At 73.8% G+C, this 12731-nt stretch carries 9 protein-coding genes; 5 read left to right on the top strand and 4 right to left on the bottom strand.

Going from position 1 to position 12731, the window contains the following annotated elements:
* Window positions 1-83: 83 nt before the first annotated feature.
* Window positions 84-596 carry a phosphoribosyltransferase gene (locus tag L3K22_RS11655; RefSeq protein WP_263311508.1) on the bottom strand — a complete coding sequence of 171 codons (513 nt, stop codon included), beginning with the start codon at window positions 594-596 and terminating at the stop codon, window positions 84-86.
* A 153-nt stretch (window positions 597-749) separates the two neighbouring features.
* Entirely contained in the window at window positions 750-2951 is a 2202-nt protein-coding gene (locus L3K22_RS11650) for a BCCT family transporter (RefSeq protein ID WP_263311507.1), read from the bottom strand.
* 205 nt (window positions 2952-3156) lie between these two features.
* On the opposite strand from L3K22_RS11650, the gene L3K22_RS11645 reads away from it, so the two are divergent.
* The 4 genes from L3K22_RS11645 to L3K22_RS11630 all read left to right on the top strand — a co-directional run bounded on the left by L3K22_RS11645 (window position 3157) and on the right by L3K22_RS11630 (window position 8012).
* Complete coding sequence (locus L3K22_RS11645) at window positions 3157-3918, top strand: DeoR/GlpR family DNA-binding transcription regulator (protein ID WP_263311506.1); 762 nt, start codon at window positions 3157-3159, stop codon at window positions 3916-3918.
* Entirely contained in the window at window positions 3915-4871 is a 957-nt protein-coding gene (locus L3K22_RS11640; RefSeq protein ID WP_263311505.1) for a 1-phosphofructokinase family hexose kinase, read from the top strand. Before L3K22_RS11645 ends, L3K22_RS11640 begins: the two co-directional genes overlap by 4 nt.
* Before the next feature lie 47 nt (window positions 4872-4918).
* Window positions 4919-7039 carry a PTS fructose transporter subunit IIABC gene (locus L3K22_RS11635; protein WP_263311504.1) on the top strand — a complete coding sequence of 707 codons (2121 nt, stop codon included), beginning with the start codon at window positions 4919-4921 and terminating at the stop codon, window positions 7037-7039.
* 115 nt (window positions 7040-7154) lie between these two features.
* A complete protein-coding gene (locus L3K22_RS11630) occupies window positions 7155-8012 on the top strand; it encodes a YwaF family protein (protein ID WP_263311503.1) in 858 nt (285 codons plus the stop codon).
* Here L3K22_RS11630 and L3K22_RS11625 read toward each other — a convergent pair.
* The gene (locus tag L3K22_RS11625) at window positions 7946-11185 is read right to left on the bottom strand and encodes a GH92 family glycosyl hydrolase (RefSeq protein ID WP_263311502.1); all 3240 of its coding nucleotides are present in this window, start codon (window positions 11183-11185) and stop codon (window positions 7946-7948) included. The genes L3K22_RS11630 and L3K22_RS11625 overlap by 67 nt on opposite strands.
* An 83-nt stretch (window positions 11186-11268) precedes the next feature.
* Window positions 11269-11886, bottom strand: a complete 618-nt coding sequence (locus tag L3K22_RS11620) for a thymidine kinase (protein ID WP_263311501.1) — start codon at window positions 11884-11886, stop codon at window positions 11269-11271.
* Between the two features lie 172 nt (window positions 11887-12058).
* On the opposite strand from L3K22_RS11620, the gene L3K22_RS11615 reads away from it, so the two are divergent.
* Window positions 12059-12709 (top strand): mismatch-specific DNA-glycosylase, encoded by a 651-nt coding sequence (locus L3K22_RS11615; RefSeq protein ID WP_259883396.1) that lies wholly within the window; start codon window positions 12059-12061, stop codon window positions 12707-12709.
* Window positions 12710-12731: the final 22 nt, after the last annotated feature.

Raw genomic sequence — 12731 nt, 5'->3', positions numbered from 1 at the left:
TGATCCGCTTCCGCATCGAAAGTGGCTCAGAACCTGACCCGAATCGTCTCTGGCGCGCCCGCGGAGGGTGCAGGTCGCTGCGCTCAGCCCACCGACGGGGTGACGGGCGGCTCGGCCGACCAGGGGAAGACGATCCACTCGTCGGTGCGGCGCCAGACGAAGTCCGGTTCCGCGACCGAGCGGGGCTTGCCGTAGATGACGGCGCTGCGGGCGTCGGCGCCCATCTCGCGCATCAGGTCGAGCACGAGGGCGAGGGTGCGGCCGGAGTCGGCGACGTCGTCCACGACCAGCAGGCGCTTGCCCTTGATCGACTCGGTGTCGAGCATCGGGGCGAGCAGCACCGGATCGGGCAGGGTCTCGTGCACGTCGGTGTAGAACTCGACGTTGATCGCGTCGGAGAGCTTCACGCCCAGCGCATAGGAGAGCGCGCCGGCCGGGAGCAGACCGCCGCGGGCCACGGCGATGATGATCTCCGGCTCGAAGTCGGAGTCGGCGATCGTCTGGGCCAGCTCGCGCGAGGCGGTGCCGAAAAGCTCCCAGGTCAGCACTTCCTTCCGGGCGAGGTCGGAGGAATCGGCGTGGTAGGCCTGGGTCATCGGGTCACAGCTCCTGTGGATGGGCGGCGCGGAGTGCTCCGATGGTAGCGGCCCGCCCGCCCCGTGCCTCCCTCGCTGCGGCGCGGGGATGGCCGATGCCTCAGTCCCGTCCCGCGCACCGGGTGCGCCGGGCGCCGCCGACGGCCCGGCGCCTCAGCTCCGCCCGGTGCCTCCGCCCGGTCGCCGGGCGGGCCCGTCGCCGTCCTCGGGAGCCTCCTCCAGCGAGCTCTGCGCAAAGTCGTCCCCCTCGGCGTCGTCCTCTTCGGCGTCGTCCCCCTCGGCGTCGTCCGCCCCGGGATCCACGGCGTCGTCCGTCCCGGGGTCCGCGCCCTCGTCCTCGTCGGGCAGCGGGTTCCCGTCGGCGTCGAGGTAGACGCCCCGCTCGTAGTCGTAGTCGATCGGGTTGCCGTCCTCGTCGGTGCGGGCGTACCACTCGGTGACCTCGGGCGCGGTGGAGTCGAACTCGCCGCCGGTGGCGTACTCGCTGTCCGGGGCGGTCGGCTCGATCGCGAGGGCGAAGTGATCGCCGTACTCCGCCACGCCTGCCTTGACCGCGTTCTCGACCGCGGCCTCCTGGTAGTGCTCACGGATGGTCATCGGGTCGTTGCGCAGCTCCTTGACCAGCGCGACCGCCATCAGCACCAGCACCACGGCGAAGGGCAGGGCCGAGACGACGATGAGGTTCTGCAGGCCCTGCAGGGCGTTCTGCCCGCCGAACAGCAGGATCACCATGGCGATGCCCGCCATGCACAGCGCCCAGAACGCGGTGATGAGGCGGTTCGGGGCGGGGTTTCCCTTCTGGGACAGCTGCGAGTTCACCAGCGAGGCGGAGTCGGCGGAGGTGATGAAGAAGATCGCGAGCATCACGACCACCACGGCGGAGATGATGCCGGCGCCGGGCAGCTGGTCCACGACCGCGAAGAAGATCTCCTGCGGGGCGGGGAGCGACTCGATCGTCCCGTCGGGCGCGATCGCGAGATCGGGGTCGGCGATGCCGACGGTGTTCCCGGCGGCGTCGAGCTCGCTGGCCCGGCGCTGCAGCCAGATCGCGGTGCCGCCGAGGACGGCGAAGGCGAGCACGATGATCGAGGAGGGGATCAGCAGCACGCCGAGCACGAACTGTCGGATGGTGCGGCCGCGGGAGATCTTCGCGGTGAACACGCCGACGAAGGGCGCCCAGCTGACCCACCACGCCCAGTAGAAGGTGGTCCAGCTCGAGAGGAAGGTCTGCATGTCCTCGCCTTCGGACATGTTCGCACCGAGCATGTCCGGCAGGGTGCCGAAGTACTCGGTGATCGCTCCGGGGATGATGTTCATCAGGAACACGGTGGGACCGACGGCGAAGATGAACACGGCCAGCACGAGGGCGAGCGCCATGTTGATGTTCGACAGCCAGCGGATGCCGCGCGCGACCCCGGAGACCGCGGAGGCGATCGCGCCGAGGGCCAGCACGCCGATGATCACCATGGCGAGCGCCGTGCCCGTGGGCGGCAGTCCGCCGACGATCTCCACGCCCCGGGCGATCTGGAGGGCGCCGATTCCGAGGGAGGCGGCGGTGCCGAAGAGGGTCGCGATGATCGCGAGCGCGTCGATGACGCGGCTGGCGGGCGAGGAGGAGTCCCCGCCCCAGAGCCCGGCGACGATCGCGCTCATCAGCGGCACCCGTCCGCGGCGGAAGGAGATGTAGGCGACGGCGAGGCCGACGATCGCGTAGATCGCCCAGGCGTTGATCCCCCAGTGCAGCGCGGACTGCGCGATCGCGCCCTTCATCGCGGCGATCGAGCCGGCGTCGTAGGGGGCGCCGGGGCGCGGGGAGAGGTAGTAGGTCAGCGGCTCGAAGGGTCCGAAGAAGATGATGCCGATGCCGATGCCGGCGCCGAAGAGCATCGCCGCCCAGGAGGCGGTGCCGTACTCGGGCTCCTCCCCGTCCAGGCCCAGCGGGATCCTGCCGTAGCGGGACAGGGCGATCACCAGCAGCAGGATCACCATGCCGATGGCGAGGACGTTGAAGACCCAGCCGAGGTTGTGCATCACCCAGGTCAGCGCCGCGCCGGAGATGTCGAAGACCGGCTGCGGGGCGAGCACGCCCCAGGCGACGAAGCCGATGATCACGGCGCCCACCACGCCGACGATGACCTTGTCGATCCCGTAGCGGACCTTCTGGTCCTCCACGGAGACGCCCGGCACCAGCGCCGGATGGATGCTGTGGGGGTAGTTCACCTCGTCGAGGAAGCGCTTGGCCTGGTCGCGCCTGGTGAAGTGGCGCACCCGCCGCTCGGCGGCGTACTCGTCGGCGGCCTTCGCGGTCCGGCTCGCGCGCTGGCTCGCACGCGGCGTCTGGTCCGGCGGGGTCATCGTTCCTCCTGGGAGTGGACGGCTCGCTCACTCTAGAGGCGCTCTCGCCCCTTGCCCGACCCACCTCACCCCATCCACAGAAACAAAGGCACTTCCACTGTTGTTCTCTGTGGTTTTCGGGCGTATGGTGCTCTCATCCCGCCGGGCCGTCCACGGCCCCGCACCGCGACGGCCCCCGTCCGACCTCCGACGAAGCAGGTGCCCCATGTACGCCCGTGAACGCCGGCGCCGCATCCTCGAGATGCTCGAGGCGAGCGGCCGCGTGACCGTCACCGAGCTCGCGGTCGACTTCGACGTCACCACCGAGACGGTGCGCCGCGACCTCGACCAGCTCGCCGCCGAGCGGCTGCTCGTGCGGGTCCACGGCGGGGCCGTGCCTCCGAGCACCGCCGAGGTCGAGCCCGACCTCGAGGCCCGCCGCACCACCAATGTCGCAGCCAAGCGCCGCATCGCCCGCGCCGCCGCCAGCCTGCTGCCCGGCGATCCCCGCGCCGCGGTGATGCTCGATGCGGGCACCACGGTCGGCGAGCTCATCCCGCACCTCAGCGGCCGGCGCGGCCCCGTGATCACCCATGCCCCGGCGATCGCGCAGGGCGCCCTCGTGCACACCGATCTCGAGGTGCACGTGCTGCCGGGGCGGGTCCGCCCCACCACCCAGGCCGCCGTCGGCGCCGGGACCGTCGAGGCGATGGGCCTGCTGCATCCCGAGCTCGTCGTGCTGGGCTGCAACGGCTTCGACCCCTCCGGCTTCACCACCCCGGATCCCGACGAGGCGGCGGTGAAGTCCGCGATGGCCCGCTGCGCGGCACGACGCGTCGTGCTCGCGGACTCCTCGAAGGCCGGCACGCGTCATCTGGTCACCTTCGCGACGACCGCCGGGATCGACGCCCTGGTCACCGACGACGGCCTGCCCGCCGAGCTCGCGGCCGAGCTCGAGGAGGCCGGGATCGAGGTGCTGACCGCATGATCATCACCTTCACCGCGAACCCCTCCCTCGACCGCACCGTCGACCTCGGCGGTCCCCTGGTCCCCGGCGGCGTGCACCGCATCCGCGCCGACGGCCTCCAGCCCGGCGGCAAGGGGATCAACGTCGCGCTGGGCGTGCACCGCGCCGGGCTTCCCGTGACCGCCGTCCTCCCCGCCGCGCCGCAGGATGCGCTGCTGGACCTGCTCGAGGCCGAGGCCCTCCCCCACCGGGCGAGCCCCGTCGCGGGCCGTGTGCGCACGAACCTCACCGTGCTCTCCACCCCGGAGACCACCACGAAGCTCAACGAGCCCGGCGCGACGCTGGACCGGGCCGAGGTCGCCGCCCTCGAGGAGCTGCTGCTGGCCGTCGCCCGCCCCGGGGACAGCGTCATGCTCTCCGGCTCCCTCGCCCCCGGCCTGCCGACGGACGAGTACGTGCGTCTCGTCGTCGCGCTGCGGGAGCGCGGCGCGGGGGTGGGCGTGGACACCTCCGACGCCCCGCTCGCCGCGCTCGCCGCAGCGCTGGACCGCGCCGCCCCCGACTTCCTCAAGCCCAACGCCGAGGAGCTCGGCCAGATCCTCGGCGCGGACGGTGCGGCGCTCGAGGCCGAGGCGGCGGCGGGACGGCTCGACCCCGTCGCGGAGGCCGCGCTGGACCTGCACCGCCGCGGCGTCGGCGCGGTGCTCGTGACCCTCGGCGGGGCCGGCGGCCTCCTCGCGACCGAGGGGGCGGCCTGGTACTGCCCGGTCCCGCCCGGGCCCGTCGTCTCGACCGTCGGCGCGGGCGACTCCGCGACCGCCGGCTATCTCATCGCCCGCGCGCTCGAGGAGGCCCCGGCCGACCGGCTCGCGCGCGCACTCGCCTACGGCACGGCCGCGGTCGGCCTGCCCGGCACCACCATCCCCCGTCCCGACCAGGTGCGGATCGACGCCTCCGCCGTCGTCCGACTCTGACCCGCTCCACCCGCCCCGCCAGGGTGCCCGTTCGAAGGAGAACCCCCATGTCCGCTGCGCTGATGACCCCCGAGCTGGTGAGGCTCGACGTCGCCCCGCCCGGGGACAAGCACGCCGTGATCGGCATGATGGCCGACCTCGTCGCCGCGACCGGCCGCGCCGAGCGCGACGGCCTCGAGGCCGGGCTGCTGAAGCGCGAGGAGTCCTTCGCGACCGGCATGCCCGGCGGCTTCGCGATCCCCCACTGCCGCACCGAGGCCGTCCACGAGGCGGCGCTCGCGCTCGTGCGTCTGAGCGAGCCGGTGGACTTCGGCTCCGCCGACGGGCCGGCCGATCTGATCATCGCGATCACCGCGCCCGCCGGCACCGACGACCAGCACCTGAAGCTCCTCGCCCAGCTCTCCCGCGCCCTGATCCGCCCGGAGTTCCTCGCCGCGCTGCGGGGGGCATCCACCCCCGAGGAGGTCTCCGCGCTCGTCATGGACGTGGTCGCCCCCGAGGAGGCGGGAACCGACGCGCAGGCCGCCGGCGCCGCGACGTCCGAGGAGCCCGCCGACGCAGCGGTCGGGACGGGCGCCGCCTCGACCGCCGCTCCGACCTCCGGCTCCGCCTCGGCGAGCGCTGCCGCGCCGAGCCCCGCCCCGTCGGACGAGCCGTCGGCGGACGCCCCGGTGCTGCTGGCGATCACCTCCTGCCCCACCGGGATCGCCCACACCTACATGGCTGCCGAGTCCCTCGAGAACGCCGCGAAGGACAAGGGCATCGAGCTGCACGTGGAGACCCAGGGCTCCGGCGGCATCACCCCGTTCACCGACGAGCAGATCGCTCGTGCGAGCGCCCTGATCGTCGCCGCGGACGTGAACATCTCGGGCCGGGAGCGCTTCGCGGGACTGCCCCTCGTGGAGCACCCGGTCAAGCGGGCGATCTCCCATGGCGGGGAGATGATCGACGAGGCGGTCGCCGCGGCCTCCGATCCGTCGGCCCGCCGTGTGCAGGCCGGCGCCGCGACCTCGCAGAAGGCGGAGAGCGGCGCGTCCCAGTCCTGGCCCCGCCGGATCCAGGGCGCCGTGATGACGGGCGTGTCCTACATGATCCCCTTCGTCGCCGCGGGCGGCCTGCTGATGGCGCTCGGCTTCCTCGTCGCGGGCTTCGACGTCGCCTTCGTCGCCCAGGACGTCGCGACCGGGTTCTCGCTGTCCTCGCTGCCCGGTCACCAGGAGTACGAGGGCGCGACCGGCATGGCGCAGACCGAGCGCGCGGGCCTCGCCCTCTATCTCGGCGCGGTGCTGTTCACGCTCGGGAACCTCGGCATGGGCTTCCTCGTCGCGGCACTGTCGGGCTACATCGCCTTCGGCCTCGCCGGCCGGCCCGGCATCGCGCCCGGCTTCATCGGCGGTGCCGTGTCGGTGGCCGTGGGCGCCGGCTTCCTCGGCGGTCTCATCACGGGCCTGCTCGCGGGCCTGATCGCGCTGTGGTTCACCACCCTCACCCCGCCTCGCTGGCTCGCCGGGCTGATGCCGGTGGTGATCATCCCGCTGGTGACCACCTTCGTGGTCGGCGGGCTGATGCTGCTGTTCCTGGGCCGCCCGCTCGCCGCCCTCATGACCGCGCTGCAGGACGGGCTGACGGGCATGTCCGGCTCCTCCGCCGTGCTGCTCGGCGTGATCATCGGGCTGATGATGTGCCTCGACCTGGGCGGGCCCGTGAACAAGGCGGCGTATCTCTTCGCGACCGCGGGGCTGTCCCAGGGCACCGAGGCCGCGTTCGAGATCATGGCCGCCGTGATGGCCGCCGGCATGGTGCCGCCGCTGGCGATGGCGCTGTCCACCCTGGTGCGGCGCCGCCTCTACTCCCCCGTGGAGCGGGAGAACGGGACGACGGCCTGGCTGCTGGGCGCGGCGTTCATCTCCGAGGGCGCGATCCCCTTCGCCGCCGCGGACCCGCTGCGCGTGATCCCCTCGATGATGACCGGCGGCGCGGTCACCGGTGCGCTGATCATGGCGTTCGGCGTCGGCTCGCAGGCACCGCACGGCGGCATCTTCGTCGCCTTCGCGATCAGCCCGGTGTGGGGCTTCGTGCTCGCGCTGCTGGCCGGCACGGTGGTGGCCGCCGCGCTCGTGACGCTGCTCAAGGAGATCGGGCTGCGCCGCCAGGGCGTCGCCGCCTGAGAAGGCCCGCACGCAGCCCTGCGGAAGCGCCCCGCCGCGGCGGGGCGCTTCCGTATGCTCTGCCCGTGCGCCCCGACGACGGGGCGGGTCCGAGCGACCACGAGGAGAGCCGACGATGCATCTGGACCGCCCCGGCCCGGGCCCCTACGACCCGCTCCTCGTCGCCCCCGCGATCGGGCACATGCCCGCCTACGGCGGCGCGCACCTCTCGATGCTGGTGCTCCTCGCCCTCGCCGCCGTCGTCCTGGTGCGCTGGGCGCGCCGCGGCGAGAGCGCCCGGGTGGACCGGGCGCTGCGGGTCGCGGGCTGGGCGCTGCTGGCGAACTCCGCGGCCTGGACGGCATGGGGGTTCATGCCCTGGGCGTGGAACCTCGAGGAGTCCCTGCCGCTGCACTACTCCGACGCGCTGCGGTTCCTGGTCCCGATCGCCCTGATCATGCAGGCGCGCTGGGCGGTGGTGGTGTGCTGGTTCTGGGGGTTGACGCTGAACATGCAGTCGGTGCTCACCCCGGACCTGAACTACTTCGTGTGGGTGCCGCTGGAGTTCGCGGAGTACTGGATCGCGCACGGCGCCGGAGTGCTCGCCCCGGTGGTGCTGGTGTGGGGGCTCGGCTGCCGGCCCACCTGGCGCGGGTACGGGATCGCCTACGCGGCGACGCTGCTGTGGGCGGGGATCGCCGTCACCGGCAACACCCTCACCGGCGCGAACTACGGCTACCTGAACCGGGCGCCCGCCGGGCCGAGCATCCTGGACCTGCTGGGGCCGTGGCCGCAGTACCTGCTGGTCGAGGCGGTGCTGATCGCCGCGGTGTGGGCGGCGATGACCCTGCCGTGGGTGCTCATCGACCGCCGCGCGGGCACCCCGCTCTCGGGGCGCGGTGGGCTCGTGCGGCGGCCGGTGCCCGCTCAGGCGAGCAGCTCGAGCTCCGCCAGCCGCAGCGGGCCCTCGGAGGTCGTCACCACCAGGCGGTGATGCAGGCACGGCCGCGGGGAGGCGATCTCGAAGGGGCGGGTCTGGCGTCGCCACTCGAAGCGCTGCGCGGAGCGGGCGTCGAGCACCTCCCAGCTCTCGCCGTCGTCCGAGCCCTCCAGCCGCCACGCGATCGGGTCCCCGCCCGTCTCCGCGGAGGAGGTGAGGGTGAGGAAGCGGGCCTGCATCGGCTCGCCGAGCTCGGGCAGGTCGAGCACGGCGCTCGCCGTCTCCAGCACGAGCTCGGTGCGGGCGTCGTCGTCCAGCAGCGGCTGCGAGGGGTCCGCGGCGAAGAGATCCCACAGCGGCTGCGGCCGCTGCCCCGGCGCGGTCGGCGAGGGCGGGACCGTGCCCCAGTCACCGGGCTCCGCACCGAGCTCGATCTCGATCTCGCCGCGGAGATCCGCGTGGTCGATCCACGAGTCCGCGTGCTCCGCGCCGCGCACCCGCATCCCGGTGATGCAGACGTCCTCGGCACCGGCCGGCGTCCCGCCCGTGCCGTGCGCGGTGAGGGTGAAGCCCTCCCGGCCCAGCGGCCGCACCCGCACCGTCTCGAACAGCGGCGCGACCAGGTGATAGCGGCCCGTGCCGAGCTGCAGCGGGTACAGCCCCAGCGCCGTCAGCAGCCACCAGGCGCTCATCTCGCCGTTGTCCTCGTCGCCGGGATACCCCTGCCCGATCTGCTCGCCGACGAAGAGGCGCCGCTGCACCTCGCGGACGATCCGGGAGGCCTCCTCCGGCGCCCCCACGTGGTGGAACAGGAAAGGGATGTGATGGGCGGGCTGGTTGGAGAACCCGAACTGGCCCATCCGCACCGCCCGCGCCTCGACCATCTCGTGGATGGTGGTGTCGTAGGAGCCGCGGCGGTCGGCGCGCTCGGGCGTGTCCAGGTACTGCTCGAGCCGGCCGCGCAGCATGTCGCGGCCGCCGTGCAGGGCGGCGAGGCCCTCGGGGTCGTGCGGGGCGTGGAAGGCGAAGGTCCAGCCGTTGGCCTCCGTGAAGTCCCCTCCCCACTCCAGCGGGTCGAACTCCTCGGCCGGGACGGCGAAGGCCCCGTCGGAGCGTCGGCCGCGGAAGAACTCCGTCGTCCGATCGAACAGCAGGGCATAGTTCGCGCTGCGCGCGGCGAGATAGGCGGACTCGCCGCGCAACCGCTCGGCGCGGAGCCGGTCCCCCTCGGCCTCGGCCCGCCCGGCGAGCAGCGCCGCCTGCGCGGCGATGCCGGCGTCGTTGATGTGCGCCTCGAGGCTCCAGGAGACGCTCTCCCCCACCTCGGCGTCGGTGGCGACGTAGCCGCGGAACACGGCGGTCTCCCCGCCCTTGCGACCCACCTCGGGGATCGGCGGGGCGACGGTCGCATTGCGCAGCGCGGCCTCGTAGGTCGCCTGCGGATCGGGCAGCGGCACGCCCTTGACCTGCAGGTCCGCGAAGGCGATGTCGCTGCTGGTGCCGGTCATGCAGTCGGCATAGCCGGGTGAGGACCAGCGCGCGATCCAGCCGCCCTCGCGGTGCTGCTGCACGAAGCCGTCGGCGAGCTCCGCGGCGAGCTCGGGGTAGAGCAGGGCGTAGGCGGGCCAGGCGGTGCGATAGGTGTCCCAGAAGCCGTGGTCGACGTACATCTGCCCCGGCACCGTCTCGGCGTTGGTGCGGGTGTCGGTCGCCGCGCCGCGCACGGGCAGCACGGGGCTCGCGTGGACGGGCTCGACCACCTCGGCGGTGCCGCGGTTCTCCCAGTGGGAGGACGGGTAGAGGTTCAGGCGGTAGAGGCTGCCGTACAGGGTGCGGCGCTGCGGGGCGGTCGCGCCGGGCGCCTCGAGCACCTGCAGGCGGCGGGTCCACAGGGCGTGGGCCTCCTCACGGACCTGCTCCAGGGTGCGTCCGGCGAGCTCGAGCGCGAAAGTGCGCTGTGCCTGGTCCTGGCCGAGCAGGCTTGTCACCAGACGGACCATGACGGTGCGGGTGCCGGGCGCGAAGCTGAGCACGCTGCCTCCGCTGTCGCCCTCCGCGCGGCCGACGCGCACGGGGGCGGGCTGCACCTCGGCGAGCACGAACATGCGCGTCGCCCCGTCGGCCCGGTCGTACCCCTCCTGGGGCGAGGAGTCGATCCAGCCCTGGACCCGCCCGTCGAAGACGGCGCCGGCGGCGTCGAGGCGGCTGTGCGTATCCACGCCCTCGAGCAGGAGGTGGCCGGGCCCGGAGTCCTCCGGCAGGGAGATCTCGCAGACGGCGCCGTGGTCGGTGGGCGCCAGCCGCATCCCGATCCCGCCCTCGAGGGCGACGGCATAGAGGTCGGGGCGGGCGGTCTCGTCCGCGTGGGAGAAGGCGCGCTCGCGCGCGGCGGGGCTCGCGTCCGGGCTCTCGCCCAGCAGCGGCATCAGCACCAGCTGGTGGCGATCGCCCATCCAGGGGCTCGGCTGGTGGGTGAGGGACAGGCCCTGGAGATGGGTGCGGTGGTGCTGGTAGATCCAGCGGCGGGTGCGGGCGTCGGTCGCGGGGGTGAACTTCGCGAAGCCGTTGGGCAGGGCGGTGATCGGCAGGGTGTTCCCGCGCGAGAACTCGAAGGCCGAGCGGGTGCCACGCCGGGTGTCGACCCAGGCGACGGGGTCCTCGAGCGGCGGGTCCGCGGGCGGCACGGCGAGGGAGGGGCCATCGATCCACCCGTGCAGCGGGGCGGGCGGCGCGGCCTCCCCGGGCTCGGACTCGAGGTCCTCGAGGAGATCGGCCTCGTGGTCCTCGGGCACATCGACCTCGACCAGCACCTCCTCGATCCGGCGGCCGATGAGCGCCCCGAGCCCCACCTGGACGTCGTTCCACTGGTCGGAGTAAAGGATCCTCGCCTCGCCGAGCCCGCGGGCGGTGGCGAGGGAGCCGTGCTGGTCGCGGGGCTCGTGCTGCGAGAGGCGGGAGCCGTCGTCGAGGACGAGGTCGAGCGCGACATGGGTCGCGCCCCAGCTCAGCTCCTCGTCCAGGACCGGGTGCACGAACCAGCGCAGCACCTCGCCGGGCGCGATGGTGCGGCCGACGATCCCCGCCGCTCTGGCCTCGGCGGGCAGCGCCTGCTCGGCGCGCTCCCCCGCCTCCGCCTCATAGCGCACGGCGGACGCCGTGACGGACTCGTCTCCCCGGCGACCGGGATGCGGGGAGCCGACGGGTGCCTGGTCCGGGGTGAGGATCATCGCGCCAGCGTAACGAGAGGGAGGCGGCGGACAGGTCAGGCATGCGCAGGACGCACGGACGAGCACCGCCCCGCGCGTCGGGTTCAGTCGAGCGGGCCCCGCTCCCGCAGGGCCGGATCGCGGTGGGCGCGGCAGCGGGCCCGGTAGGACTCCCCGCCGCCCACCTGCGCGGCGGTCGCGCGGTGGGCGTCGGCCCCGTCGTCGACCAGGCGGATGTGGAAGGCGGCATCGGCCCCGCACACGGTGCACACCGCGGTGAGCTTCACGACCTCCTCGGCACGCGCCATCAGCTCCGGCAGCGGGGAGAAGGGCTCGCCGTCGTAGGTGAGGCACAGCCCGGCGACGGCGACGTCGATCCCGGCCTCGAGCAGCCGCTCGAGCACCGGCACGAGGGCGGGCCCGAAGAACTGCGCCTCGTCGAGGGCGAGCAGCTCGACACCGCCGTCGGGCGCCTGGGCCTCGGGCGTTGCGCCCTCCTCGCCCGCTGCGGTGTCCCCGTCCAGCAGGTCGAGCAGGGGATGCGGCTCCTCGAGCATCCGGGCGGGCACGCTGCGGCCCAGGTGGGTGCTGAGCCGCTCCGCGCCGCCGCGGTCATCCAGGCTGTGCCCGACCACCTCGACGCGCCGACCCGCCAGGCGCGCCCGGTGCACGCGCCGCAGCAGCTCCTCGGTCTTGCCCGCGAACATCGGGCCCGCGATCACCTGCAGCCGCCCTGCTCGGGGCCGGTCGCTCCCGGGCCGGCCCGTCTCCGCCCGCACTGCCCCTGTTCGTCCTGTCCCTGCCCGTCCTGTCCCTGCCCGTCCTGCCGCCGTCGCGTCCATGGCGCCACAGTACGGCGGGACCGCGTCACCGGAGCCGTCGTACAGTGCCGGGATGAGCATTCGTCGCCCCTCCCCGCTCGGCGGTCGACGTCCCTCCCGGGACGAGCTGGCCGACTTCGCGACCCCCGACCCCGACGCGATCGACGACGTGCTGCCGGACCCGCGACGGGGCGAGGAGCTGCGCCTGCTGATCGTCGGCATCAACCCGGGGCTGTGGACCGCGGCCGTGAACGCCCCCTTCGCCCGGCCCGGGAACCGCTTCTGGCCCTCCCTTCACCGCGCCGGCCTCACCTCCCGCCTCGTGGACGCCTCCCGGGGCCTGGACCCCGAGGACGAGCAGGACCTCCGCACCCGCGGCATCGGGATCACGAACCTGATCGGCCGTGCGACCGTGCGCGCCGACGAGCTGGGCCGCGAGGAGCTGCGCGCATCCGGCCGCCGGCTCGTCGAGCGGCTCGAGACGCTGCGTCCCCGCACGGTCGCGATCGCCGGGATCACCGCCTTCCGCACCGCCTACGCGCTGCCCCGCGCCCGGCTCGGACGGCAGGACCCCGCCGAGGTCGAGGGCTGGCCGGCCGGGATCGACCTCCACGTCGTCCCCCAGCCCTCCGGCCTGAACGCCCACGCGACGATCGCCTCCCTCGCCGAGGACTGGCGCGTCGTGGCGGCCGCCGCGGGTGTCCGTCACATGGACGAGAGCTGACGGGCACCTGACAGGACGAGGA

This window comes from Brachybacterium atlanticum (assembly GCF_025669985.1).
GTDB classification, from domain to species: Bacteria; Actinomycetota; Actinomycetes; order Actinomycetales; family Dermabacteraceae; genus Brachybacterium; species Brachybacterium conglomeratum.
This window is presented reverse-complemented; position numbering and strand designations above follow the sequence as displayed.